The 24,812-nt window shown below is 34.5% G+C and carries 24 protein-coding genes and 2 tRNA genes; 13 read left to right on the forward strand and 13 right to left on the reverse strand.

Annotated features, from left to right (window positions below):
* The first annotated feature begins 5 nt into the window (after positions 1 to 5).
* From I5M07_RS11250 to I5M07_RS11275, 6 genes are all read left to right on the forward strand, one after another.
* A complete protein-coding gene (locus I5M07_RS11250; RefSeq protein WP_200106540.1) occupies positions 6 to 1,154 on the forward strand; it encodes a formimidoylglutamase in 1,149 nt (382 codons plus the stop codon).
* 237 nt (positions 1,155 to 1,391) lie between these two features.
* Positions 1,392 to 2,789: a T9SS ring complex lipoprotein PorK/GldK gene (porK, locus tag I5M07_RS11255; RefSeq protein WP_200106541.1), complete on the forward strand. Its 1,398-nt coding sequence runs from the start codon at positions 1,392 to 1,394 to the stop codon at positions 2,787 to 2,789.
* Positions 2,790 to 2,862: 73 nt separating this feature from the next.
* Positions 2,863 to 3,513 carry a type IX secretion system motor protein PorL/GldL gene (gene porL, locus I5M07_RS11260; protein ID WP_200106542.1) on the forward strand — a complete coding sequence of 217 codons (651 nt, stop codon included), beginning with the start codon at positions 2,863 to 2,865 and terminating at the stop codon, positions 3,511 to 3,513.
* A 52-nt stretch (positions 3,514 to 3,565) separates the two neighbouring features.
* Positions 3,566 to 5,092 carry a type IX secretion system motor protein PorM/GldM gene (gene porM / locus I5M07_RS11265; RefSeq protein ID WP_200106543.1) on the forward strand — a complete coding sequence of 509 codons (1,527 nt, stop codon included), beginning with the start codon at positions 3,566 to 3,568 and terminating at the stop codon, positions 5,090 to 5,092.
* A gap of 42 nt (positions 5,093 to 5,134) precedes the next feature.
* Positions 5,135 to 6,025: a type IX secretion system ring subunit PorN/GldN gene (gene porN, locus I5M07_RS11270; protein WP_200106643.1), complete on the forward strand. Its 891-nt coding sequence runs from the start codon at positions 5,135 to 5,137 to the stop codon at positions 6,023 to 6,025.
* Between the two features lie 74 nt (positions 6,026 to 6,099).
* On the forward strand, positions 6,100 to 7,149 hold the full coding sequence (locus tag I5M07_RS11275) for an NAD(P)/FAD-dependent oxidoreductase (RefSeq protein WP_200106544.1): 1,050 nt from the start codon (positions 6,100 to 6,102) through the stop codon (positions 7,147 to 7,149).
* A 6-nt stretch (positions 7,150 to 7,155) separates the two neighbouring features.
* Here the strand turns inward: I5M07_RS11275 and I5M07_RS11280 are convergent, their stop codons facing one another.
* Positions 7,156 to 7,536 carry a DUF983 domain-containing protein gene (locus tag I5M07_RS11280; protein WP_200106545.1) on the reverse strand — a complete coding sequence of 127 codons (381 nt, stop codon included), beginning with the start codon at positions 7,534 to 7,536 and terminating at the stop codon, positions 7,156 to 7,158.
* A gap of 63 nt (positions 7,537 to 7,599) precedes the next feature.
* Here I5M07_RS11280 and I5M07_RS11285 point away from each other — a divergent pair, with 63 nt between their 5' ends.
* Positions 7,600 to 9,513, forward strand: coding sequence for an ABC-F family ATP-binding cassette domain-containing protein (locus I5M07_RS11285; protein WP_200106546.1), 1,914 nt, complete (start codon positions 7,600 to 7,602; stop codon positions 9,511 to 9,513).
* A 53-nt stretch (positions 9,514 to 9,566) separates the two neighbouring features.
* On the opposite strand, the gene I5M07_RS11290 is transcribed toward I5M07_RS11285, so the two are convergent.
* Positions 9,567 to 10,532, reverse strand: coding sequence for an App1 family protein (locus tag I5M07_RS11290; RefSeq protein ID WP_200106547.1), 966 nt, complete (start codon positions 10,530 to 10,532; stop codon positions 9,567 to 9,569).
* A gap of 62 nt (positions 10,533 to 10,594) precedes the next feature.
* Here I5M07_RS11290 and I5M07_RS11295 point away from each other — a divergent pair, with 62 nt between their 5' ends.
* Positions 10,595 to 11,464: a diacylglycerol/lipid kinase family protein gene (locus I5M07_RS11295; protein ID WP_200106548.1), complete on the forward strand. Its 870-nt coding sequence runs from the start codon at positions 10,595 to 10,597 to the stop codon at positions 11,462 to 11,464.
* A gap of 1 nt (position 11,465) precedes the next feature.
* On the opposite strand, the gene I5M07_RS11300 is transcribed toward I5M07_RS11295, so the two are convergent.
* From I5M07_RS11300 to I5M07_RS16075, 3 genes are all read right to left on the reverse strand, one after another.
* Entirely contained in the window at positions 11,466 to 12,611 is a 1,146-nt protein-coding gene (locus tag I5M07_RS11300) for an 8-amino-7-oxononanoate synthase (protein ID WP_200106549.1), read from the reverse strand.
* 93 nt (positions 12,612 to 12,704) lie between these two features.
* A complete protein-coding gene (locus I5M07_RS16070; RefSeq protein ID WP_317191325.1) occupies positions 12,705 to 12,905 on the reverse strand; it encodes a DUF1761 domain-containing protein in 201 nt (66 codons plus the stop codon).
* A gap of 19 nt (positions 12,906 to 12,924) precedes the next feature.
* A complete protein-coding gene (locus I5M07_RS16075; RefSeq protein ID WP_317191326.1) occupies positions 12,925 to 13,194 on the reverse strand; it encodes a DUF1761 domain-containing protein in 270 nt (89 codons plus the stop codon).
* 166 nt (positions 13,195 to 13,360) lie between these two features.
* Here I5M07_RS16075 and I5M07_RS11310 point away from each other — a divergent pair, with 166 nt between their 5' ends.
* The 3 genes from I5M07_RS11310 (at position 13,361) to I5M07_RS11320 (ending at position 16,185) form a co-directional block, all read left to right on the forward strand.
* Positions 13,361 to 14,218 carry a leucine-rich repeat domain-containing protein gene (locus I5M07_RS11310; protein ID WP_200106550.1) on the forward strand — a complete coding sequence of 286 codons (858 nt, stop codon included), beginning with the start codon at positions 13,361 to 13,363 and terminating at the stop codon, positions 14,216 to 14,218.
* A gap of 175 nt (positions 14,219 to 14,393) precedes the next feature.
* The gene (locus I5M07_RS11315) at positions 14,394 to 14,699 is read left to right on the forward strand and encodes a hypothetical protein (RefSeq protein WP_200106551.1); all 306 of its coding nucleotides are present in this window, start codon (positions 14,394 to 14,396) and stop codon (positions 14,697 to 14,699) included.
* Positions 14,700 to 14,817: 118 nt separating this feature from the next.
* Positions 14,818 to 16,185, forward strand: coding sequence for an NAD-dependent succinate-semialdehyde dehydrogenase (locus I5M07_RS11320; RefSeq protein WP_200106552.1), 1,368 nt, complete (start codon positions 14,818 to 14,820; stop codon positions 16,183 to 16,185).
* Between the two features lie 41 nt (positions 16,186 to 16,226).
* Here the strand turns inward: I5M07_RS11320 and I5M07_RS11325 are convergent.
* Positions 16,227 to 16,299 (reverse strand) — tRNA-Met (locus I5M07_RS11325).
* Between the two features lie 34 nt (positions 16,300 to 16,333).
* A tRNA-Met gene (locus I5M07_RS11330) sits at positions 16,334 to 16,406 on the reverse strand.
* Positions 16,407 to 16,522: 116 nt separating this feature from the next.
* Here I5M07_RS11330 and era point away from each other — a divergent pair.
* A complete protein-coding gene (gene era, locus I5M07_RS11335) occupies positions 16,523 to 17,404 on the forward strand; it encodes a GTPase Era (RefSeq protein WP_200106553.1) in 882 nt (293 codons plus the stop codon).
* Positions 17,405 to 17,533: 129 nt separating this feature from the next.
* Here the strand turns inward: era and I5M07_RS11340 are convergent, their stop codons facing one another.
* Positions 17,534 to 18,031 carry a hypothetical protein gene (locus tag I5M07_RS11340; RefSeq protein WP_200106554.1) on the reverse strand — a complete coding sequence of 166 codons (498 nt, stop codon included), beginning with the start codon at positions 18,029 to 18,031 and terminating at the stop codon, positions 17,534 to 17,536.
* 137 nt (positions 18,032 to 18,168) lie between these two features.
* On the opposite strand from I5M07_RS11340, the gene der reads away from it, so the two are divergent.
* Positions 18,169 to 19,479, forward strand: coding sequence for a ribosome biogenesis GTPase Der (der, locus tag I5M07_RS11345; RefSeq protein WP_200106555.1), 1,311 nt, complete (start codon positions 18,169 to 18,171; stop codon positions 19,477 to 19,479).
* Positions 19,480 to 19,528: 49 nt separating this feature from the next.
* Here der and I5M07_RS11350 read toward each other — a convergent pair whose 3' ends face one another.
* From I5M07_RS11350 to I5M07_RS11370, 5 genes are all read right to left on the reverse strand, one after another.
* On the reverse strand, positions 19,529 to 22,072 hold the full coding sequence (locus I5M07_RS11350) for a TonB-dependent receptor (RefSeq protein ID WP_200106556.1): 2,544 nt from the start codon (positions 22,070 to 22,072) through the stop codon (positions 19,529 to 19,531).
* A gap of 293 nt (positions 22,073 to 22,365) precedes the next feature.
* Entirely contained in the window at positions 22,366 to 22,779 is a 414-nt protein-coding gene (locus I5M07_RS11355) for an RrF2 family transcriptional regulator (RefSeq protein WP_200106557.1), read from the reverse strand.
* A gap of 69 nt (positions 22,780 to 22,848) precedes the next feature.
* Positions 22,849 to 23,658 (reverse strand): TPM domain-containing protein, encoded by an 810-nt coding sequence (locus tag I5M07_RS11360; protein WP_200106558.1) that lies wholly within the window; start codon positions 23,656 to 23,658, stop codon positions 22,849 to 22,851.
* Positions 23,658 to 24,095 (reverse strand): TPM domain-containing protein, encoded by a 438-nt coding sequence (locus I5M07_RS11365; protein WP_200106559.1) that lies wholly within the window; start codon positions 24,093 to 24,095, stop codon positions 23,658 to 23,660. The genes I5M07_RS11360 and I5M07_RS11365 overlap by 1 nt, the downstream gene beginning before the upstream one ends.
* Before the next feature lie 107 nt (positions 24,096 to 24,202).
* Positions 24,203 to 24,790, reverse strand: a complete 588-nt coding sequence (locus tag I5M07_RS11370) for a LemA family protein (RefSeq protein ID WP_200106560.1) — start codon at positions 24,788 to 24,790, stop codon at positions 24,203 to 24,205.
* Between the last annotated feature and the right edge of the window lie 22 nt (positions 24,791 to 24,812).

The following is a 24,812-nucleotide window of genomic DNA, read 5'->3' on the forward strand; positions in this document are numbered from 1 at the left end:
TACCAATGGAATTTGATTTTTTAAAACCCCTTGAGGCCGACTTCATAACTTTTATAAACTCGTTGTCTTCTCAAGAATTGGGGAGTAAAATTGTTTTTCATACAGAAGATCAATTTCCAGAGAAAACCAAAATCGACATTGCTATTATCGGAGTTTTAGATAATCGCGGTAATTTAGATGAAACGATAGTCGATTTAACTTCGGTTAGAACTAAATTATACAGTATGTTTCCAGGTAATTGGGTTGCTTCCATTGCCGATTTAGGGGATGTGTTACCAGGTAATACCTTAACGGATACTTATTTTGCGGTGAAAACTGTTGTAGCCGATTTGATAAAAAATAATATCATTCCAATTGTTATTGGTGGTTCTCAAGATTTGACCTACGTATTATATCGTGCGTATGACAACCTAGAACAAATGGTCAATTTAGTCGCAGTTGATAGTAAATTTGATTTCGGAAAAGATACTGATACGATGATGGCTAATTCGTACTTGTCGAAAATAATTATCGATCAGCCTAATAATTTGTTTAATTTTTCGAACATCGGTTATCAAACGTATTACAATCCGCAAGAAGAAATTGATTTAATCGAGAAATTATTTTTTGATGCTTATCGATTAGGCGAAATTGCCAATAATATTGCTTTGGCAGAACCTGTTTTTCGCGATGCTGATTTGGTGAGTATTGATTTGAATTCGGTTCAGTCGGCTACTTCTGCTAATTGGACAGCCTTTGAACCTAATGGTTTTGATGGTCGCGAAATTTGTGCGCTTGCACGATACGCGGGCATAAGTGATAAAGTTACTTCTTTCGGAATATTCAACCACCAAAATACCCATGCTGAATCGGGTTTGATTGCTCAAATTATTTGGTATTTCATAGAAGGTTATCATTATCGTTCTAAAGAATACCCATTCGGCAGTCGTGAAAATTATCTTAAATATACCGTTTTGTTAGATGGAGATGAGCTTGTTTTTTATAAAAGCAACAAAACAGAGCGTTGGTGGATCGAAATTCCTTTTATTTCTTCTAATCATAATAAACTAAAAAGAAATACGTTATTACCGTGTTCTTACGATGAATATTTGGCAGCATGTAATCAAGAAATGCCAGAAAGATGGTGGAAGGCACAAAGGAAAAATATCGTATAGTAAATCTTTGATTTTGTAGGAAATTCTTATAAAATTTAACAAGTTTTTAAAGTGTTTCTTAAAATTTAACGTTTTACATCTGATTTTTTAAACACTTTATCGAGTAAATATTTTTTTTTTATTTTTTTTAACTTTATTTTTGGACTTCCAAAGAAATTTTAAGAAAAGCTATTGTTTTTTATAAAAATAATAAATACGTTTACGAACTAAAATAATGAATAGATAATCCAAATTTATATGAAGAAGTTTATTGCATTTGCGGCAATTGTGACCTTGTTAACTAGCTGTGGTAGATCAAGTGATAAAGGAGAATTGGTCGGTGTAAAGGGAGGGAAATGGTATCCTGAAAAACCTTACGGAATGACTCTTGTGCCAGGTGGATCTTTTATAATGGGTAAGCCAGACGATGATTTAGCAGAAGTAGAGGATGCGCCAACAAGAACCGTTACTGTTCGTTCTTTTTATATGGATGAAACTGAGATTACAAATAGTGAATATCGTCAATTTGTAGAATGGGTTAAGGATTCTGTAATGCGAGTACGATTGGCAATTTTGGCTGATGCAACTGGTCAAAAACCTGGAGCTAATGCCGGTAAAGGTAAAAATGCAGGAAGTATTGGTGATTTTGCCTTTAATGATTCGGAGCCAGAAAAAATGTCTGCCTATGATAAATATATGTATGACAACTATTATAGTATAGGAACAGCTGATGATCCTTATGCGGGAAGAAAACTGAATCGCAAAGTAAAGCTTATTAAGGATACACAACAGTATCCAGATGAATACTATACAGAGGTAATGGATTCTATGTATTTGCCAATTGAAGAGTCTTATAATGGGCTTCGTACAATTGATGTAAATAAGTTGAAATTTAGGTATTCATGGATGGATATTCAGGCTGCGGCAAAAGCCAAAGTGGGTAAAAGAAAGGACTTCGTGAAAACGGAAGAAATTAAAGTGTATCCTGATACTACAGTGTGGATTAAAGACTTTACGTATTCTTATAACGAGCCAATGCATAATGATTATTTCTGGCATAAAGCGTATGGTGATTATCCGGTTGTGGGGGTTACTTGGAAACAAGCAAAAGCTTTTTGTGCTTGGAGAACTTTGCAAAAAAACACTTGGGTTAAATCTAAAAAGAAAGGTCGTGATTTAGTAAACTCATTCCGTTTGCCGACTGAGGCAGAGTGGGAGTATGCTGCAAGAGGAGGTTTAGAGTCGGCTACTTATCCTTGGGGAGGTCCTTATGTTAAAAGTGATAGAGGTTGTTTTATGGCAAACTTCAAACCTAACAGAGGAGATTATGCTGCTGATGAAGCGTTGTATACTGTTGAAGCCAAATCATATGATCCAAACGGATACAATTTATACAATATGGCAGGTAATGTAGCAGAATGGACTGATTCGGCTTACAATCCAAATGCTTACGAATATGTATCGACAATGAATCCAAACGTATTGGATGCTTCTAATAAACGTAAAGTAGTAAGAGGAGGTTCTTGGAAAGATGTTGCCTATTTCTTACAAGTAAGTACAAGAGACTTTGAGTATGCAGATTCTGCTAGAAGTTTCATTGGTTTTAGAACTGTTCAAGATTACATGGGAACTCAAGTTACAGGAACAAAAAAATAATTCATAAAAACAAACATAAAAAACAAAACCCAATCTAAATTAATCTATTAAAAACTTTTAAATTTTAAAAATTATGGCATTATTAAGTAAAAGAGCAATGAATTTCGCTTATGGTATGGGAGCGGCAGTTGTAATTATTGGAGCTTTATTCAAAATTACGCATTTTGAAATTGGACCATTAACTGGAACTTTGATGCTTTCTATTGGATTAGTAACCGAAGCTTTGATTTTTGCATTATCGGCTTTTGAGCCTGTTGATGACGAATACGATTGGACTTTGGTTTATCCAGAACTTGCAAACGGTGAGAAAAAAGAGCGTGTTAAAAAAGTAGTTGAAACTCCTGCTGATGCTCAAGGTTTGTTATCACAAAAATTAGATGCCATGCTTAAAGATGCCAAAATTGATGGAGAATTGATGGCAAGCTTAGGTAACAGTATTAAAAACTTCGAAGGTGCTGCAAAATCTATTTCTCCAACTGTAGATGCTATGGCAGGACAAAAGAAATATGCGGAAGAAATGTCTTTGGCAGCTGCTCAAATGGAGTCATTAAACAGTTTATATAAAGTACAATTAGAAAGTGCGTCTAGAAATGCTGAAGCTAATAGAGAAATTGCTGATAATGCTAGCAAATTAAAAGAGCAAATGCAATCTATGACAGCAAATATTGCATCATTAAATAATGTATATGGCGGAATGCTTTCTGCAATGGGTAACAAAGGATAATTAGTTGTTTTAAACTATACAATTTTTACAAAATAACTAATTATTAGAAAATATGGCAGGAGGAAAATTAACCCCTAGACAGAAGATGATTAACCTGATGTACTTGGTTTTCATCGCAATGTTAGCAATGAATATGTCCAAAGAAGTTTTATCAGCCTTTGGTTTGATGAACGAAAAATTGGAAGTAACAAATTCGAGTACAACTTTACGTAATGAAGCTTTTATGAATAAATTGGGTCAGTTGGCTCAAGAACAACCCGCTCAATATGCAGATTTAAAAGCAAAGGCAGATAAAGTAAAAATTTTGGTTGAAGATTTAAATTCGTATATCGACAATTTAAAATCTGAAATGACAGCTAATCTTACGGATCCTAAGGATTATGAAATCATGGATAAAGCTGACTTTTTAGATAGTAAGTTCTTTAAAAATGACAAAATCTCTCCAGAAGGACAAGAATTTGTAAATAAAATTAATCATTACAGAGATGAAGTTGCCAAATTGGTTCCTTCAGTAGCTTCTAAAGTAAACAGTGTTTTTTCTACTGAAGATGTAACAAACAGAGAAGGAGTTAAATTGCCTTGGTTAGAGTATCACTATAAAGGCTTTCCTTTAGTAGCTTCTTTAACAAAATTGACTCAACTTCAAGCAGATGTGAAAAATATCAATTCGGAAGTATTGTCTACCATGTTGACAGGTGAGCAAGCAAGTCAATTGTCTTTTACAAACTATAAAGCCTTAGTTGTTTTGGATAAAACAGCTTTTTTCCCTGGAGAAAAAGTAACAGGTAAAATCGTTTTAGGTCGTGTGGATGAAAATACAAAACCTAAAAGTGTAATTTTAAACGGTGCGCAAATGAATCCTTCAAGTTTCAAACAAGGAGGAGTTGTTTTAGATTTTAATGCTGGTGCTTTAGGCCAAAATCCATTAAAAGGTAAATTTATCTTTACAGAAGAAGGTAAAGAAGTACCCGTTGATTTTGAAAGTACGTATACAGTAGTTCCAAGACCAAATTCAGCAACTATTTCTGCAGATAAAATGAATGTAGTTTATAGAGGTGTTGTAAATCCAATGACAATTTCTTTTGCTGGAATTCCAGATAATAACGTGTCGGCTTCGGCTCCAGGATTATCAAAAGCGGGTAACGGAAAATATAACATGAATCCGGGTAGCGGAACAGAAGTTGTTATCAATGTTTCGGGTAAAATGTCAGATGGTAAAGTGGTTACCGATAGAAAAACATTCCGTATCAAAGGTATTCCTGGTCCAACAGGTACTATTAGAGGAGAAATGGGTGTGGTTAAAGGACCTAAATCAAATCTTGAGATTGCTACTGTGGGTGCTAAATTACTTGACTTCGATTTTGAAGTTGGTTTAGATGTTGTTGGATTTAACTTTAAAATTGCTGGTCAACCTACGGTAGTTGTTAGTGGTAATAAGTTAAATGCGCAATGTAAATCTGTTTTAGCCAAAGCAGGTAGAGGTGATCAGGTAACAATTTCTGAAATTAAAACGAAGTTAGTTGGTGCTGGTAGTTATTTATTGCCAAGAACTGCACCGGTTATTTTTGAAATTCAATAATATTGTAGTTAATCTACATCAACATCTTATAATGATATCATGATGAAAGTGAGAAATTTTTTAATGGCTGTATTAACTGTTGCAGGAACCTATACTTCTTTTGCTCAGTCTAATTTGCTTAATGCAAAAACTCCAAGTGAAATCGGTTTAAAAACACCAGCTCAATTGGATTCTGACAATGACAAACCTCTTGCATACGGTTATGTACACGACAGAGATGTTTTAATGGGGAAAACGGTTTGGGAAATTATTGATTTGAATGAGAGAATCAATTTCCCGTTATACTTCCCTGTAGATACAGCTAATATCGGATCGGATAGACGTTCATTATACGATGTGTTGTCGAAAGCTATTAGAAATGGTGAGATAACCGAAGTATATACTGATAGTTATTTCAATACTAAAAAATCGCTTAACGATATTCAGGCTTCTTTATCTCGTATTGATACTACAGATGCTGGTAGAGAGCAAATTAACGCCGGTACAAAATTATCTGATGAGTATGTTTTGCGTACAGATATTACGGCACAAGATGTAGTTCAGTATAAAATCAAAGGATATTGGTATTTTGATAAACGTCAGAGTGAATTGAAATATCGTTTGCTTGGGATTTGTCCGGTAGCACCAGACGTATATACGATCAATAGTGATGAAAAAGATTATGTTGAAATGTTTTGGATTTTCTTCCCAGATGCGAGAGAAGTATTGCATAAGGCAAAATCATTCAATGACAAAAACTCAGCATTGCCTATTTCTTTTGATCAAATCTTAAATTCACGACGCTTTAATAGTGTGATTTACAAAGAAGAAAATGTATACGGTGATAGAGAAATTAAAGAATACATGCAAGATAATGCACAAAATCAATTGTTAGAGGCTGAGCGTATCAAAGAAAAAATTAGAAATTTCGAATCGGATATGTGGAATTATTAATTCACATTATTTAAACTTTTAAAAACTCTTATCTTCATAGATAAGAGTTTTTTTTATATCCTTATTTTTGCAAAATGATAGATTATATAATTGTCGGTTCGGGTTTGGCTGGAATTGCTTTTGCTGAAGAAGCATTAAAGCATCAGAAAACTTTTGTGGTTTTTGATAATCATTCGCAAAATTCTTCCAGAATTGCTGGTGGTTTGTACAATCCGGTTATTTTAAAGCGATTCAGCGAAGTATGGCAAGCTGCCGAACAATTAGAAGTCATGAACTCGTTTTATGAATCTGTCGAAGCTAAACTACTATCAAAATTTAACTTTAAACGGCCTATTTTAAGGAAGTTTTTTTCTATAGAAGAGCAAAACAATTGGTTTGTTGCTTCTGATAAAATTGGACTTAATCCTTTTTTATCTACTAAATTAATTGCAAAAAAATATAAAGGTATAGAGTCTCCCTTTGATTATGGCGAAGTTTTGCAAACAGGCTATGTAGACACTGCCTCCTTTTTAAACGCTTATAGGAACTATTTAAAAAACAATCAGTTCTTAATCGAAGAAAAATTTGATTACAACGAATTGTTTTTTGACGATCATGGCTTGACTTATAAAAATTTTAAAGCTAAAAATATCATTTTTGCTGAGGGTTTTGGAATGATGCATAATCCTTTTTTTCAGGATTTACCTTTAGATGGAACCAAAGGAGAGCTTTTTGTTATAAAAGCTCCAACACTTGATTTAGATGTAATTGTGAATACGAGCGTCTTTATTTTGCCTATGGGTAACGATTTATTTAAAGTGGGTGCTACTTATAATTGGAAGGACAAAACCGACTTACCTACAGAAGAAGGTAAAAAGGAGTTAATTGAGCGTATTCAAGAAATATTGAATTGTGACTTTGAAATTATAGCACATTTTGCAGGAGTGAGGCCTACTGTTAAAGATAGAAGACCACTTTTAGGGACTCATCCTATTCATGCAAACATGCATCTCTTAAATGGACTAGGAACTCGTGGAGTAATGCTAGCGCCCTCAATGGCCAAAATGTTATACGATTATATTGAAAATAAAATGCCACTCGATGCAACTATCGATATTAAAAGAATTTACAAAAAGCGATCTTAATAGTTTTTATGATGTGGTGCTTTTTTCGTAGCTAACAAACATGTTAATGTAAATGTTTCGAGCCAAACGCAATACCACTGGTTGCAAAACAATTGTAGCGGCAATAATAGCGATAAATGCGATTTTTAAACTAGCTTGCATAAAAACATAAGCAATGATAAAAGCTGCAACCCCCACGGCTACATTTAAAGCATAACTTACATACATGGCACCATAAAAAAAGGAAGGTTCTAACTGGTACCTTAATCCACAATGTGAACATTTCTCGTTCATATCAAGAATTTTACCTAAATAGTATGGATTTTTTTGGGTGTACATACTCTCATTTTGGCATTTTGGACAAGTTCCTGTTAAAATGCTATTTAGTTTGGATCCTTTTTTTAACATTTGCAAAAATTTTATCAAAGGTAGCTTTTTTTGAGCTTAGCCTATGTTATATCTATCATAATTATGCTTAATATACACAATTTATCCGTTTCTTTTGGAGGAACTTATTTATTTGAAGAAGTTACATTCCGTTTAGGAGCTGGAGATCGAGTGGGTCTTGTAGGGAAAAATGGTGCGGGTAAATCGACCATGCTTAAAATGTTGGCTCGGGATTTTGCACCAGATTCGGGAGTCATTTCGCAAGAGAAGGACATTCGGATGGGATTTTTACGTCAGGACATCGATTTTGAACACGGAAGAACCGTTTTAGAAGAAGCCTACGAAGCTTTTACCGAAATTAAAATTGTAGAAAAAAAGTTAGAAGAAATTAACCATCAATTAGTTTCTAGGACTGATTATGAAAGCGAAGAATACAGTAAAATTATTGAAGATTTATCTGATTATACCCATCGATTCGATTTATTAGGTGGTTATAATTATGTTGGAGATACCGAAAAAATTTTATTGGGACTTGGATTTAAAAGAGAGGTTTTTAACAACCAAACCGAAACATTTTCGGGTGGTTGGCGAATGCGTATTGAATTGGCCAAATTGCTTTTACAAAACAATGATGTATTGCTATTGGATGAGCCCACCAATCACTTGGATATAGAAAGTATCATTTGGTTAGAAAACTTCTTGCGAAATTACCCTGGCGTCGTGGTGATTGTTTCGCACGATAAAATGTTTTTGGATAATGTTACCAATCGTACCATCGAAATTTCATTAGGAAAAGCGTATGATTTTAATAAACCCTATTCGGAGTATTTAGAGCTACGTCATGAAATTCGAGAAAAGCAATTGGCTACTCAAAAAAATCAGGCTAAAAAAATCGAAGAAACAGAAAAGTTAATTGAAAAGTTTAGAGCCAAAGCTTCTAAAGCTTCGATGGCACAATCGTTAATAAAAAAATTAGATAAAGTCGAACGAATTGAAGTCGATGAAGACGATAATTCGGTGATGAGTATTTCGTTTCCAGTTTCTAAAGAACCGGGTAAAGTAGTTGTGGAGGCAGAAAACGTTACAAAAGCATACGGTGATAAAGTTATTTTAAAAGATATTGATTTGTTGGTTGAACGCGGAAGTAAAATCGCTTTTGTTGGGCAAAACGGACAAGGTAAATCGACTTTTATCAAAGCTATTGTAAATGAATTTGAGTACGACGGGACAATTAAATTAGGACATAATGTACAATTGGGATATTTTGCGCAAAACCAAGCAGAATATTTAGATGGTGAAAAAACATTATTACAAACCATGGAAGATGCCGCTACTGATACCAATCGGTCAAAAGTGCGCGATATGTTGGGGGCTTTTTTATTTCGTGGCGATGATGTAGAGAAAAAAGTAAAAGTACTCTCGGGTGGAGAACGAAACCGTTTGGCTCTTTGTAAACTTTTGTTGCAACCCATCAATGTATTGTTGATGGATGAGCCTACGAATCACTTGGACATTAAATCGAAAAATGTTTTAAAAGCAGCTTTGCAAAAATTTGCAGGTACCTTGTTGTTGGTTTCTCATGATCGTGATTTTCTTCAAGGAATGTCAAATATAGTGTACGAGTTTAAAGATCAAAAAATCAAAGAATATTTAGGCGATATAAATTTTTTCTTAGAGCAGCGTAATTTAGAAAATATGCGAGAAGTGGAGAAAAAAGATGTTGTTAAAACGAATCAGCCGAAAGAAAACAATACTAAATTATCGTACGAAGATCAAAAGAAAACGAAAAGTTTGCATAATCGATTGAGTAAAATTGAAAGTCAAATTAAAGAACTCGAAAAAGCGATTCAGCATGATGATAAAATGTTGACATCTAATTATGATAAACACATAGAAGACGCCTCTTTTTTTACGGCTTATACCAAAAAGAAGTCCGATTTAGATCAATTGTTATTGGATTGGGAAATTGTTCAGGAAGAAATTGACGCACTGAAATAATAAAAAGACTACTAGGAAAAGTTTCAAAATGAAGTAAAATTTTGAAACTTTTTTTATATCAAACCAATTTTTTTTGAGTGTGCAATGGCTTCGTTACTGTCTTTAAAATAACATACTTCCACTTCTAAACTGGTTAAATTATCCAAAACGGCCGACACTTTTGTTTTTTTTGATTTTCCGGTTTGCCGAATGTAAACTGCTTTTACCGTAATTGGGAAAATTTTGCATATATGTTCGTATAAATAAGGATCTTGTTGCGAATCATCTCCCAATAAAACATACTTCAAATTGGGATAAAATTCTAAAACATGCTTTATTTTTTCAAATTTATGATGATGGCTGCCTCTTCCGCTTTTAAAAAAATCAAAGAACCCTGTTTTAATGTTTTTTAATAAGACCACAGCTCTGGGTAACTCATGGAGTTTGGTAAACCGTACAATAAATTGATACAAATTCCATTCGCTACTCGAAATGTAAAAAAAAGCATTCTGTTCACTTTTGTTGTTCCGATTGGCTGTACTCAGCGCTTGATAATGTAGAACAACATTTTCAAAAATTTTGCGATCATTTAAGTTTTTAAACAATAAAATATACAATTTCTTGAAGATATTTTGAGTGTGAGAAACCAAAAAAGTATCATCAATATCCGAAATGATTCCTAAATTACCTTGGTGCGGCCGAATGAACGTTTCTTTCAATACAATGGTTTCTCCGTCGTATTCGTGACTTACTAGGTAATTTTGCCATCCAAATGTATGAGGAGCATCGAGCGGAATACAAAATTTAAAATAGCCATCATCTAAGGTTTTGGTGTGAATTTTTTGATTATTAAAATGCAAATACACATCATAATTTGCAATGGTTTTAATTTTATATAGTGCAATTATCGAACGGGCATTTTTTAAACTTTTCTTTTCAAAATTATAATCGGTTTTAGAATTAGGCCTAAAAACATGACCCATAACAATTAACTCGTTTTCATTTGCATAACCGCGATATAATTTTACAATTGGAATCATAGATTTTGTATATTTAATAAAATTCTTAAGCGAATTACCTTGTTTAAAGTAAAGATAAAATTTTGAAAAAGAATATCCTATTTGTTGTAAACCCAATTTCGGGCGATGTTGATAAAACGGAACTAATTGATTTGGTTCAAAATTACGCGTCTAATTGGGACATTGGTATTATTGTTTACGAAACAACGGGAGAGGATGATCAAAAGCAAATTTTAACCATTTGCGAATCGGTGCCCTTGAATCGGATTTTGGTTGCGGGAGGGGATGGAACTATTAAAATGGTGGCCGAAGCTATTGAAGATTTGTCTCTTTCCCTCGGAATTTTACCCGCAGGATCCGCCAACGGATTGGCAACCGATTTAAATTTACCTAAAAGTATCGAAGAAAATTTAAGTATTGCTTTTCATAATGACCATATGGATATGGACATGATTTGTATTAATGGGAAGCGTAGTTTGCATTTAAGTGACTTGGGATTAAATGCCGATTTGATAAAGAACTACGAGGCCAATAATCTACGAGGTTTTTGGGGTTACGCTGCACAAGCGTATACTACTTTAAAAGAATCGGAGTTGCCTTTTTCGGCTAAAATAATAACCGAGGAGTTGAATTTTGAAATTGAAGCCCGAATGATTGTTATTGCAAATTCTCAAAAATACGGTACGGGTGTTACAATTAATCCATTGGGTGTGATGAATGATGGAAAATTTGAATTGGTGATATTGAAAAATCTGGATTTAGTTGTTTTGGGTAAAATTTTAAACGGCAACATTCCGATTAATACCGAAGATGTGGTAATAGTATCTACGCACAAAGCTAAAATTGAACTAGAGAAACCAGTAAGTTTTCAAATTGACGGCGAATATTGTGGTAAACAAACGAAATTGGATATAAGTGTCTTAAAACAGCATTTAAAAGTAGTAATTCCGTAATTTATTTAAATGGATTTCGTTCTTTCCAATCGGTTTTGGGTTCGAAATAGCGAAATAATTTAGGCATATTAACCTGAATGAGTCGGCTTTTGTGACTGATTAATCCAAACATTGCCACCGGTTTTGCACCTACCGAACTTTTGATTTCCAATGCCGTTCTTGCAAAAATAATTTGACTGAATTGCTTTTTTATGGAATAAGCAATCATGTCGTACAACATGTTTAAATACAACATTTTTTCTTTTTGTAGTGTTTCGTCGTAACCTAAAAAATACGTATCAATAGCACTTCCGTTTTTAATCAATGTATTAAAACCAATTAATTTATCGTTATAGAAATAGCCATAAAATAAAAAGTCATCCTTCAAATGTTTCTTTAAAACGCTAAAATGATTTTTTGCTAAAAAAAAGGTGTTAAAAGGTGCATTTTTAGCAACGTGATAATACAGTTCATAAATTGTGTCTTCTAAAGTAATAATGTCATTGAGTGTGCATTTTTTTTTAGTTAAATCAGTCGCTTTTTTGCGCGCTCTTTTGTATTGATCACGGTATTTTTTATTCAAATCGGCTACATAATCTACTTCCGATTTCCAGTTGTTTTCTATATTGAAAACCATATTGGGCTGCGTTGAAAAAACAAAAGCCAAGGGGAATTTAGTATGTATGTTACTTATTTCTTCTGAATTAAAATCTTTTATAGTTGTAATATGGACTTTTTTCCCTTCTTTTTTGAGGTTTTTTTTGATTTCGGTTAAAGCCGTATTTAGAGCTGATAATCCGTTTTTTAAATCGGTGTTTTTTTTAAAAAGAAAAGCATTTTGTCCAGTTAACATATTGTTTCCCAAAAAAAGAACACGAGAAGCAAAATTTTTAAAGGCGATATTTCGAACCGAAGTTTTAAGGCATTTGTCTCTTTCGCCATAAGAATCCAGTAAATCCGAATCTAAAAATTGCGAAATAGCACAGCCGATAAGTTCCGATTTTTCGAATATTCCAATAAAAAAACAGCGCATATTTAGCGGCGCAGATTCTTCTAAAACAGCCAAATACCGTGTGCTTAAAAAAATATTTTCAGATGCAATTATATCCCAATCGGATGGTAATTCTCTTGTTTTCGTGAAAATTTTGAAAGTAAAATTCAGATTCAATTTTTATTTTTCTCAAATGTAAATAAATCTTGTAGTTCGGTTATGCCATTAAAATGTTAAACATTCAATGAAGTTTAGGTCGATTTAATTTGGTTAAGCCCAACCGCACAAGATAGCACCCACAACAGTTAAGGTTACAGTCCAAAATCCGGCATGAATAAAAATATATTTCCATGATTTTCTTTCAAATAAGCCATTAATGCCAATGATGGGAAGTGCGAAAAAAATTCCGGTTATAAATCCATGTAATGCACCGTGTTTAAAAGTTCTAAAAGCACCGCCGTAATCAGTCATAAAAGCAGCAAAGGATGGTTTAAGCTGTTTCTATCATGGTAGCGCCGCCAATCATGCCTACAGCTCCTGTTTGATGTATGGTAAGCGACATCAGGGTTCCGGTTATCATTAAAGCAAAAAGATACGTAAAGCCAAATATTTTGAGCATGTTACCTTTTCTAAGTTCTTCGGTGGTAAAACCGTTTTCTTTCATCCAAATGGTTCCGAATACTTTTGGGTTGTACCATATAAAACCGATAATTAAAACAAAAAATGCAGATACTGGGAATGCTAATGGGTTGGTTATCATGATCGTGGTTTTTAAGTTAGTGTTGTAAAAGTACAAAAAACAGTATTGTTTTTTTTATGATTTTTTATGGGAATATTTTGTCGAAAAATCGGTAAATATTTTGAAGTCAAAGTTTGGTGTTTCTTTCTAAATTAAATACATTCGAAATAACAAATACCACCTTTTTATGAAAAAAATGGCAGCCCTTTTTTTGACCATTATTTCTTCTTTTTCTTCTTTCGCAGAAAGCATTTCAGATAAAGAAAAAGAAGCTCTTTTGAAATTATATCACGCTACAAATGGCGAAAAATGGACGCATAAATGGGATTTATCCCAATCGGTATCAAACTGGCACGGCATAACAGTGGAAGAAGGTAAAGTAGTAGCGGTTAATTTAGCCGAAAATAATTTATCGGGTGCTATTCCGAAAGAAATTGCCGACTTGGTTTATTTGGAAGTTTTAGATTTGCACCAAAACAATTTAAGAGGCGAGATTCCGCAAAGTATCGAGAATTTACAGCAATTGCAGGTTTTGGATATTTCATATAATAAAATTTCAGGTCCTTTGCCCGAAGCGGTTTGTCATTTGCATCATTTAAAAGATTTATCTCTTTTTGTCAATCATATTTCGGGGGCATTACCTGCTAATCTTGGACTTTTAGAAGAATTAGAAGTGCTCTCTTTGTTCGATAATGAAATAGAAGGCGAGTTGCCAGCCTCATTTTACACAATTAAGACTTTAAAAGTGGTCCTTCTTAATAGCAATAAACTTTCAGGAAAATTGCAACCTTCCATAAAAAACATGAGCGATCTTGAAAATTTGAGTTTGTTTGATAATAAAATGTCAGGGAGCATTCCGGCTGAACTCGAAAAAATGTCACATTTGAAAGAGATGAATTTATCCTATAATCGATTTAGTGGTAAAGTGTCTAAAAATTTGGTTGCCTTGGATGCGCTGAATATGACCATGTTGGATGAAAAAGGTGCGTTTATATTATTAGATGTAAACCTACCTCCACACGATCTGTTTGTTTCTAAAAATTAAACTTGTCTTTAATGTTAAAATATTACAGTTTGTTTATTTTGAAAGCTTATCAGTAAATTATTCTTATTTTAACGATTGTATAATTAGAATATCATATTTTTGTAGTAAATTACTAGTAAGGACAACCACAGTAATTTTTATTTAGCAAACCTATGTTTAATTTAATTTTTGAGTTATGATCATTCATTATAAAGGAAGTCAATTTGGTCAATCTACTACATTTACATTAAAAATTATCGGAAATAATTTATCCAGATCAAGTTCCAATTATCAAGTGGAATTGTATGTGGGAGATAAAAAATTACCAACTAAAACATCCGAAATTCATCAAAGTTTATCCAACTGTTTAAAAGAAATTTATCTTTTCAGAAAATACAATGGTATTCAATTTGATGCTTCTTCCGAAACCATAGAACCTAAATTAGTGCCTTACGATTTGGTACTGTTTAACTTTCAAAAACATGCTTTGTTTAGAGCATAAATTATAAAATTCCAAAGAGCCGTTCGTTTGAGCGGCTTTTTTTTATTCTTAAAAATGTTGTAATTTTAAAAGAGTTGTTTTTTTATAACAGTAATCATTAAATCGTAACAAATATATTATGGATATTACAACCAGTATAAATCCCGCTAACGGGAAAGAAATAGGACAATACAAACGAATTTCAGTCCAAGAGGCAACTACTTTTATAAATCAAGCGCACGAATGTTTTTTGAATTGGAAACAAACTACGTTTCAAGAACGCGCTTTTTTATTAAACCAACTAGCGGAAGTTTTAGAAACCGACTTGGAAAAATATGCTCAAATGGCGACGCAAGAAATGGGAAAAACCATCGGGCAGGCGCGAAAAGAAATTGAAAAATGCGCCTTAGTTTGTAGGTATTATGCCGATAATGGCGCCCATTTATTACAAAATGAAAATGTAGCAACCGAAGCAAAAAAGAGTTACGTAACTTTTCAGCCAATGGGTGTAGTCTTGGCTATTATGCCGTGGAACTTTCCCTTTTATCAAGTCATTCGTTTTGCGGCGCCGGCACTTATGGCAGGGAACGTGGCCGTGCTTAAACACGCATCCAATGTTCAGGGCTGTGCTTTTTTAATTCAAGAAGCTTTTGAAAAAGCGGGTTTTCCCAAAGCTACTTTTACGAATTTGAATGTAGATTCAAGTGCTATTGAAACTTTAATTGAGCAGGATAAAATTGTAGCCGTTACGCTTACCGGAAGCGAAAAAGCAGGTCGTTCTGTAGCTTCTGTTGCAGGAAAAAATTTAAAGAAGGCAGTTTTAGAATTGGGTGGAAGTGATGCCTATGTCATTTTAGGCGATGCTGATTTGGAAAAAGCAACTGATTTAGCTGTTTTTGGTCGATTGCAAAATAACGGACAAACCTGCATTGCCGCCAAACGTTTTGTGGTGGTCGAGCCGATTTATAATGATTTTATAGCTATGTTAACTCAGAAAATGGCAGCAGCCAAAATGGGTAATCCTTTAGAGGAAACCACTTTTTATGGTCCGTTAGCCCGAATTGATTTACGCGATGAACTACATGATCAAGTTGAAAAATCAGTTAAAGAAGGTGCTCGATTGCTTTTAGGAGGGGTGATTCCTCAACAAGATGGTGCTTACTATCCCGCTACTATTTTAGCCGATGTGAACCCCGGAATGGTTGCTTTTGATCAGGAACTTTTTGGTCCTGTGGCAGCAATTTGTAAAGCCGAAAACGAAAAACACGCAATAGAACTTGCCAATAAAAGTGAGTTTGGTTTGGGCTCGGGTGTGTTCACTTCCGATGTTGCAAAAGGAGAACAATTGGCTTTGCAATTGGAAGCCGGAAGTAGTTTTGTAAATAAATTAGTGGTTTCAGACCCTAGATTGCCTTTCGGAGGAATAAAAAATAGTGGTTTCGGAAGGGAATTGTCTGGTTATGGAATCAAAGAATTTGTGAATATTAAAACCATTTGGGTGGAGTAGGTTTTTAAAAAAAGCTTCAGATTTCTCTGAAGCTTTTCTAGTAGCGGGAACTGGACTCGAACCAGTGACCTTCGGGTTATGAGCCCGACGAGCTGCCTACTGCTCTATCCCGCGATGTGCGTTTTGTAATCTCAATAAGGCTACTTAGTAGCGGGAACAGGACTCGAACCTGTGACCTTCGGGTTATGAGCCCGACGAGCTGCCTACTGCTCTATCCCGCGATGTTTCGGGTGCAAAGATACGTCGAATTTAGAGAAAAACAAGGAAAACTTTAAAAAATGTTTTATTTCCTGTATTGAGTTGATATAATTACCTTTGTAAAATAAATTATATTCAAATGGCACACAAAGCAGGTTTTGTAAATATTATCGGAAATCCAAACGTAGGAAAATCGACTTTAATGAACGCTTTCGTTGGAGAACGATTGTCAATTATCACTTCTAAAGCACAAACTACTCGACACCGTATTTTAGGAATTGTAAACGGAGAGGATTTTCAATTGGTATTGTCAGATACTCCCGGGATTATTAAACCAGCTTATGAGATGCAAGAATCCATGATGGGTTTTGTAAAATCGGCTTTTGAAGATGCTGATGTTTTGATTTATATGGTTGAAATTGGAGAGCAAGATTTAAAAGATGAGGATTTTTTCAAGAAAATAATTCACGCCAAAATCCCAGTTCTACTTTTATTGAATAAAATTGATAATTCCAATCAAGCTCAACTTGAAGAACAAGTAGCGTTTTGGACGGCCAAAGTTCCTAATGCGGAAATCTTTCCTATTTCGGCTTTACAAAATTTTAATGTTCCTGAAGTTTTTCAACGTATATTAGAATTGTTGCCTGAATCGCCCGCGTATTATCCGAAAGACCAACTTACCGACAAGCCAGAGCGTTTTTTTGTGAACGAAACAATTAGAGAAAAAATCCTCTTAAATTATAGCAAAGAAATTCCGTATGCGGTAGAAATTGTCACCGAAGAATTTGTAGAAACCGATGATATTATCCGAATTCGATCGTTGATTATGGTAGAACGCGATACTCAAAAAGGAATTATTATTGGGCATAAAGGTGCTGCTTTGAAGAAAGTAGGAATGGAAGCCCGAGCCGATTTAGAAAAATTCTTTGGAAAACAAATTCATATTGAGATGTATGTAAAAGTCAATAAAAATTGGAGAAGCAACGCAAATATGCTAAAGCGTTTTGGGTATAATCAATAATTTTAGTGAAAAATATTCCTCAGTGTTATTCTTATGGAAGAGCAATTTCATAAACTAACTAACTAATTTGATTTCCTTTCTTTGAAATAACAAGAATTAAATAAACCATTTAGATTTTGGTTCGAATAATTAAGTAGCTATTATTTTGTTGAATAATTTTTCTAATTCCTGCATTTGGTCATTCCCTTTATATCTGATTTTACGAGCAATAAAATACAGCATAAACCACGAGATAACCAGTAAACTCAAAATTGTATAATCGGTGGTGATAGCATTTTTTAGAGTGTAATGAGTATATAGAATTCCACAAAAAATAAGGAAGACACCCGCTATTATAAAATGCAGAAACATAAAAAATGTCCATAAAGTGGGGTCTGGTCCAAATAATCCTCGTATATGAGTTTCGTTTTCGTTACTTTTTTCTAATTCCAAATGCAAATGCGGAGAGTAGTATTTTTTTCTTTCTCCATTGATAAAAATCCAAACATGGTTATCACTTATTTTTAGGCTATAGTTTGGATTTTTTTGTTGTTTGAAATCTATAAATTTTTGAATAACAACATCCGTATTTTGAGATACATCTTTGTAAAAACGCAACAAAAGACGAACTTCGTTATCGACTTCCATAAGAGGGTTGATTTAGAGTTAACTAACTTTAAATTGCGAATATATCAAAAAAATTGATAATCCTGCTTTTATGCACTACCTTTGTAGGCCGAAACTACTGAGTAGTTAGCGGATTAATAAAAATCTGAATAGAGATTATGAATAATATTGTTGCGATAGTAGGAAGACCTAATGTAGGGAAATCGACCCTGTTTAATAGGCTGATACAAAGAAGAGAAGCTATTGTAGATTCAGTATCTGGGGTGACCCGCGATAGAAACTATGGTAAAAGCGAGTGGAACGGAAAGGAGTTTTCTGTTATTGATACCGGTGGATATGTTCGAGGAAGTGATGACGTATTTGAAGGTGAAATCCGTAAACAAGTAGAATTGGCAATTGACGAGGCTGATGTAATTGTTTTTGTGGTAGATGTAGAGGAAGGTATTACGCCGATGGATGAAACGGTGGCTAAATTGTTACGTAAAGTGACCAAACCGGTTTTATTAGCGGTGAATAAGATCGATAACGCCATGCGCGAAAAAGATGCCGTAGAGTTTTACAATTTAGGATTAGGCGATTATTATACTTTTGCTAGTATTTCTGGTAGCGGAACAGGGGATTTATTGGATGCTTTAGTGGAAGCTTTCCCTGTAAAACCGGAGCCTGTGAAAGAAGAGGTTGTTTTGCCTCGTTTTGCAGTTGTAGGAAGACCCAATGCTGGAAAATCGAGTTTTATTAATGCGTTAATTGGTAAAGATCGGTTTATGGTTACCGATATTGCGGGAACAACTCGTGATGCAATTGATACCAAATTTGATCGTTTTGGGTTTGAATTTAACTTAGTAGATACTGCCGGAATTAGACGTAAGGCGAAGGTTAAAGAAGACCTTGAATTTTACTCGGTGATGCGTTCGGTAAGAGCAATTGAGCATGCCGATATTTGTATTTTAGTGATTGATGCTACTCGTGGTTTCGAAAGTCAGGATCAAAATATTTTTTGGTTAGCCGTTAAAAATCGTAAAGGAGTGGTTATTTTGGTTAACAAATGGGATTTAGTCGAAAAAGATACGATGTCATCTCGCGATTATGCTGAGAAAATTAAAAAAGAATTATTGCCTTTTACCGATGTGCCTATCCTTTTTGTGTCGGCCTTAACCAAACAACGTTTGTTAAAAGCGCTTGAAACTTCGGTACAAGTTTTTGAGAGTCGTCAACAACGTATATCGACATCAAAGTTTAACGAACACATGTTAAAAGTGATTGAAGCATATCCTCCGCCAGCAACTAAGGGAAAATATGTTAAGATTAAATATTGCATGCAATTACCAACTCCAACACCTCAGTTTGTGTTTTTTGCTAATCTGCCACAATATGTAAAAGAGCCTTATAAACGTTACCTTGAAAATAAAATCAGAGAAAATTGGGATTTTTCAGGAGTTCCTATTGATATTTATATTAGGGAAAAATAAGAAGCATAAAAAAACCACTCTACTTGAGTGGTTTTTTTATTAGATATAGTTACAAAGCGTATTTTAAGGTTATACCATAGGTTCTTTGATCGCCTAAAACCCCTGCATATTGTCCGGAATTTCCACCTGCAGGTAATAATTGTTCGTAGTAATCTTTATCGAATAAATTTCTTCCCCAAAATTGAAATGATAATCCTTGAGTAGTTCTAAACCCGATTCGGGCATTAAAAATGGCATATCCATCCACAATTAAATATTTTGAAGCCGAAGCACTTGAGGAGAATTCGGATCTTGCGAAAGAATCGGCAGCGAAATAAAATTTACCCAAGTTCCCGAAGAATTTTCCACTTTGAGAAAAGTCAACTCCCAATGAACCCGACCATTTTGAAACGCCTGGTAAATCAGTTCCCGAAACATCTTTAAAAGCTACTGGAGCACCGGTTTCTTCTAATGGTAATGGAGCATTTTTAAAATCGACATAAATTCCTTCTGTGTAAGACAAGGCTCCGTTTAGAGTAATATGTTGGTTCACAATGAAATTCGCATCTACTTCAGCTCCACGAACACGCACTTTTTCGGCATTAGCCAAGTACCCTCGGTTAACACCTAATTCGGCAGCTTGTACTTGAGTTTGGTAATTTTTTATCTCCGTATTGAAAACGGTTAAATTTAAAATGGAATTTTTAAACGGTGAGGTTTTTACCCCTACTTCATAATGGTTTACTTCTTCGGGTTTAATTACAGCCAATTCTAAGATAGGTTTTCCTGCCAAGGTTGGTAATCCTGCCACATTTACTCCCACTGGTTTATATCCTTTTGAATAGGTTGCGTAGGCATTTATTTTATCTGAAAATTGGTACGTTGCAGTAATGTTTCCTGAATAATCGGTGTCATCAACCGCTGTATTGAAGGCTTGGTCCGAGTAAACCGATTTTTGCAATGCGATTAAAGCAGGATCATTGGTTTGTAATCCACCATAGGTTTTACGATTGTAGTCGGCTTCTTTTTTATCAAAATTATATCGAATTCCGGGTAAAAGATGAAAACGTTCGGTGATACTCCAGTCCAATTGCCCAAATATGGCAGCACTCGAAGAACGGATTTTTGAATTGGTTTTGATTCCATATCCTTCAAATAATCCCGGAGTTGCCCAAAGCGGACTTGTAGTGCTTTGAGAAAAACGCCATTGTGCATTTCCTGATTCTTCGGTACCGTTTGTTTTAACAGTTTGGTCTATAAAAAATGCGCCGACAACAGCATTTAATCGAGATGAAATTTGACCTGAATAACGCAATTCTTGTGTAATTTGAGTTTGTCTTGATGGGTTTTGTGATTTAGCTAAAACTTGTAAGCCAGTAAAATCCCTGTCGTTTGATGGATCCCAATTCCAGAAACGCCAAGCAGTAGTAGAAGTAAGTGTTCCATTTCCTATTTTGGTATCAATATTTAACGAAAAGCCGCCTAAATCTTGACCTGAGCGCCAAGGCGTGTCGTGATCAATTTTACGGTCAAAGGCATTTAAACTTGGTAGTTGGTAATTTAAATCGGCAATAATTTGATTAAACTGACGGTAATCTGCTCTTTGTGTAGGAGCTATTCCGGCAATTACTTGTGCATAACCATCTGGACGTTGAGTAGTTAAATCGGCAGCAAAAGTAATATTGGTATTTTCCGACGGCGTATAGAGTAGCTGACCTCTAAATCCCTGATTGTTTAAAGTATTGGTTGGTTTTCCGGTTACTACATTGTCAATTAATCCATCGCGTTGCGTGCCCGAAAATGAAATTCGTCCAGCTAATTTTTTGCTTAAAGGTCCTGTAATAGAAGCTTTGGCTTGTAAAAAGTTAAAATTTCCGTAGCTTAATTCAAAATCTGCTTTGGTAGTAAAACTTGGCTTTTTAGAAGTAATATTAAATGCTCCTGCAGTAGTGTTTTTTCCAAATAAAGAACCTTGGGGGCCGCGTAATACTTCAATTTGTTCTACATCTAGAAAGTCTAATGTTGTTGCAGCAGGGCGTGCATAATAAACACCATCGACATAAAAACCAACACCAGGATCAATTCCGTCGTTAGTCAAGCCAAAAGGAGAGCCCATGCTACGAATGTTAATTCCGGTATTTCTTGGATTAGAAGAATACAATTGTACTGCAGGAACCAATTCTTTAATTCTATTTACATTGAATGCTCCGGCTTCTTCGGCTTGTTTACCGGTGACTACGGATACAGCAATCGGAATTTCTTGTACTTTTTCAACTCGCCTTCTAGAGGATACCACAACTTCAATTAATTGGTTTTCTTCATTAAGAATAATGTGTAATGGACTTTCATTTAGACTGTTTATTTCGATTTGTTGTGTGGTATAACCAACATACTGAACTAACAATGTTAACGGAAATTTGTTTTTGGAATCTATTTCGAAGTTTCCGTTACTATCCGTACTTGTGGCGTTTGTTGTTCCTTTAATGACTACGTTTGCTGCTTCCAAAGCTTGGTTGTGTTTATCTGTGACGGTACCTTTAATGCTTTGTGCATTAGAACGTATGCTTATTAAGAGTAGCAAATTAATCAAGGAAATTTTATATAGTAGTTTCATTTTTTATATTAATTATATGTGATTAGTAGAGTTTTAAATTAAATTTTTTTGATTTACATCATACACATACAAAGCTCTATCCTGTTAGAAGATTTGACTTTAATTTGAAAAGTTTTTTTGTTCGTAATGGTCAACATGATTTTTGTTATTAAATTATTTTCGACAAATATATATAAATTCTATAATATTAGTAGGGTATTGAAATATATTTTTTTAATAAAATAGAAAATAGTAATCAATAATAAATTAAATTGTTGATATTTAGGTGTTTATTTATTTTTTTAGAAGTGAATTTATTTGTCAACCAAGGAGGCAATAGTGATATTCTGCATGGCTTTGAGAGTTTCATCTCGAATCATCATTAAACCATGACGTAAATTGCATTCGTTTTCGGTTTTACAATCGGAGCAGGGTTCATAAAAATTGAGTGAAGCACAAGGTAATAGCGCAATAGCTCCGTCAAAAAGGCGATGAATTTCGGCCAAAGTAATGTCGTGTTTCGATTTGATTAGGTAATAACCGCCCATTTTTCCTTGTTTACTACTTACAAAACGAGCTCGTTTTAAGTCCAATAAAATTTGTTCTAAAAACTTTTTAGGTATGTGAGCACCTTCGGCAATCTCAATAGTTCTGGAGATATGATTTTCTTCTTGCTCTGCTAAATAGAGCAAGGCTTTTAGTGCATATTTTGCCTTTTGTGATAGCATTTAAACAAATGATAAATTAGTAAATAGTTTTTTTGAAATGCAATTTAATAAAATTAAGGAGAAAAGTGTTTACCAGCTTCCGCCAGAACCACCACCGGAGAATCCGCCGCCGCCAAAGCCACCACCAAAGCCACCACCACCAAATCCGCCGCCAGAAGAATCACCAAATCCGCCACCATAACGACCGCTGCTTCGTCCTAAATTACTTAAAATGATTGCATCAAGTAGGCTCGGTCCGCCACCGCCACGGTTTCCAGAATTTCCACCGCCACCGCCACGGTTTTTAGACAGTAAGATTATAATGATAACAATGATAATGATAAAAGGGAGAATAGGGAAATCACTTTCTTTGTTGGCTTTTCGTGTTCCTTTGTATTTTCCTTTAAAAACATCAAAAAGAGCATCGGCACCTTTATCTAAACCGCGATAATAACTACCAGCTTTAAATTCGGGGATGATGATATTTCGCGTAATTTCGCCACCAATACCCGCTGTTAAACGGTCTTCTAAACCGTAACCAGGTGAAATCCAGATTTTTCGTTCGTTTTTAGCCAATAAAATTAAAACACCATTATCTTCTTTGGCTTGCCCAATTCCCCATTGATGGGCCCATTTGGGTGTAAGAATACCAATGTCTTCGTTTTTTAAACTTTCAATAGTAATTACTACAATTTGTGTAGAAGTCGAATCGGAATAACGCACCAGTTTTTCTTCTAATTGCGTTTTTTCTGTCGGGCTTAAAATGTTGGCGTAATCATAAACCGAAGTTTGAAATTTTGGTTTTTCGGGAATGGTAAATTGCGCCACCATAACCGACGAAATCAGAAAAAGAAAAAGAGTTAAAAAAGAAGTGAAGGTATTTTGGGTGGGTTTATTCATTATCCTTTTGATATTTCATTAGATAGTTCGTTGGTGTCATTTTCAGACCACGGAAAGTATTTTTTAAGTTGTTCGCCAGCCATCAAAATTCCGTCAATAATGCCTTGTTTGAAATTTTGTTTTCTAAATTGGGCAACCATAACTTCTTTGGTGCTTTCCCAAAAATCGACCGGAACTAAATCATTGATTCCTTTATCGCCACAAATCACAAAATTTTTATCGGCTACGGCAATGTAAAATAAAACACCATTTTGTAGTTCGGTAGCATCCATTTTTAATTCGTGAAAAACTTCCAAAGCTCGGTCAAAATGGGGTTTTGAAGTAGTTTCTTCCAAATGTACACGAATTTCGCCTGAAGTATTGGTTTCGGCAATTCGAATAGCATTTACAATTTCTTGCTCTTCTTTTGGGGTTAAAAAATCCTCTACTTTTGACATGTTTTACGAAATTGGGTTACTGAACAAATCACAGAATGTGTTTTTTATGAGAATAGTAATGGAGGAATTTAAAACTCGATTACGTTTAAATTCCTCCATTTTTTATATTAGAATTTTACTTCTACTGGTTTTTCAGCTCCTTCAACAGCATTGAAATACGCTTTTTCTTTAAATCCAAACATTCCTGCAAATAGGCTGTTAGGGAAAGTTTTGATGTGGTTGTTGTATGGTTTAACCGCTTCATTAAAACGCGTACGAGCCGTTAAAATTTGATTTTCGGTACTGGCTAATTCATCCTGTAATTTCAAGAAATTTTGATTCGCTTTTAAATCAGGATATTGTTCAACCGTTACTAACAAACGAGATAACGAACTACTTACGCCGCTTTGCGCTTTGTTAAATTCGGCCAACTGTTCTGGTGTAATATTCGATGGATCTACAGTTGTTTGTGTGGCTTTGGCACGAGCTTCAATTACGGCAGTTAAAGTTGATTTTTCAAAATCGGCAGCACCTTTCACCGTGTTAACCAAATTCCCAATAAGGTCATTACGTCTTTGGTAAGCCGTTTGAACATCTCCCCAAGCTTGTTCTACATTTTGGTTTAGCGTTACAGCCGTGTTGTTAATTCCTTTAACCCAACTGTAAATACCGATAAGAATTACGACTACAATAATCCAAGGCAAAAATCTTTTCATGTTTGTTTTAATTTAAAAGTTT

The organism is Flavobacterium agrisoli, assembly GCF_016522065.1.
Taxonomy (GTDB): Bacteria; Bacteroidota; Bacteroidia; order Flavobacteriales; family Flavobacteriaceae; genus Flavobacterium; species Flavobacterium agrisoli.

What these genes read in the sequence shown, in the direction of transcription:
- I5M07_RS11250 (WP_200106540.1), top strand. Translation starts at nt 6, where the DNA reads ATGGAATTTGATTTTTTAAAACCCCTTGAGGCCGACTTCATAACTTTT.
- porK (WP_200106541.1), top strand. Translation starts at nt 1,392, where the DNA reads ATGAAGAAGTTTATTGCATTTGCGGCAATTGTGACCTTGTTAACTAGC.
- porL (WP_200106542.1), top strand. Translation starts at nt 2,863, where the DNA reads ATGGCATTATTAAGTAAAAGAGCAATGAATTTCGCTTATGGTATGGGA.
- porM (WP_200106543.1), top strand. Translation starts at nt 3,566, where the DNA reads ATGGCAGGAGGAAAATTAACCCCTAGACAGAAGATGATTAACCTGATG.
- porN (WP_200106643.1), top strand. Translation starts at nt 5,135, where the DNA reads ATGAAAGTGAGAAATTTTTTAATGGCTGTATTAACTGTTGCAGGAACC.
- I5M07_RS11275 (WP_200106544.1), top strand. Translation starts at nt 6,100, where the DNA reads ATGATAGATTATATAATTGTCGGTTCGGGTTTGGCTGGAATTGCTTTT.
- I5M07_RS11280 (WP_200106545.1), bottom strand. Translation starts at nt 7,536, where the DNA reads ATGTTAAAAAAAGGATCCAAACTAAATAGCATTTTAACAGGAACTTGT.
- I5M07_RS11285 (WP_200106546.1), top strand. Translation starts at nt 7,600, where the DNA reads ATGCTTAATATACACAATTTATCCGTTTCTTTTGGAGGAACTTATTTA.
- I5M07_RS11290 (WP_200106547.1), bottom strand. Translation starts at nt 10,532, where the DNA reads ATGATTCCAATTGTAAAATTATATCGCGGTTATGCAAATGAAAACGAG.
- I5M07_RS16070 (WP_317191325.1), bottom strand. Translation starts at nt 12,905, where the DNA reads ATGACTGATTACGGCGGTGCTTTTAGAACTTTTAAACACGGTGCATTA.
- I5M07_RS16075 (WP_317191326.1), bottom strand. Translation starts at nt 13,194, where the DNA reads ATGATAACCAACCCATTAGCATTCCCAGTATCTGCATTTTTTGTTTTA.
- I5M07_RS11310 (WP_200106550.1), top strand. Translation starts at nt 13,361, where the DNA reads ATGAAAAAAATGGCAGCCCTTTTTTTGACCATTATTTCTTCTTTTTCT.
- I5M07_RS11315 (WP_200106551.1), top strand. Translation starts at nt 14,394, where the DNA reads ATGATCATTCATTATAAAGGAAGTCAATTTGGTCAATCTACTACATTT.
- I5M07_RS11320 (WP_200106552.1), top strand. Translation starts at nt 14,818, where the DNA reads ATGGATATTACAACCAGTATAAATCCCGCTAACGGGAAAGAAATAGGA.
- era (WP_200106553.1), top strand. Translation starts at nt 16,523, where the DNA reads ATGGCACACAAAGCAGGTTTTGTAAATATTATCGGAAATCCAAACGTA.
- I5M07_RS11340 (WP_200106554.1), bottom strand. Translation starts at nt 18,031, where the DNA reads ATGGAAGTCGATAACGAAGTTCGTCTTTTGTTGCGTTTTTACAAAGAT.
- der (WP_200106555.1), top strand. Translation starts at nt 18,169, where the DNA reads ATGAATAATATTGTTGCGATAGTAGGAAGACCTAATGTAGGGAAATCG.
- I5M07_RS11350 (WP_200106556.1), bottom strand. Translation starts at nt 22,072, where the DNA reads ATGAAACTACTATATAAAATTTCCTTGATTAATTTGCTACTCTTAATA.
- I5M07_RS11355 (WP_200106557.1), bottom strand. Translation starts at nt 22,779, where the DNA reads ATGCTATCACAAAAGGCAAAATATGCACTAAAAGCCTTGCTCTATTTA.
- I5M07_RS11360 (WP_200106558.1), bottom strand. Translation starts at nt 23,658, where the DNA reads ATGAATAAACCCACCCAAAATACCTTCACTTCTTTTTTAACTCTTTTT.
- I5M07_RS11365 (WP_200106559.1), bottom strand. Translation starts at nt 24,095, where the DNA reads ATGTCAAAAGTAGAGGATTTTTTAACCCCAAAAGAAGAGCAAGAAATT.
- I5M07_RS11370 (WP_200106560.1), bottom strand. Translation starts at nt 24,790, where the DNA reads ATGAAAAGATTTTTGCCTTGGATTATTGTAGTCGTAATTCTTATCGGT.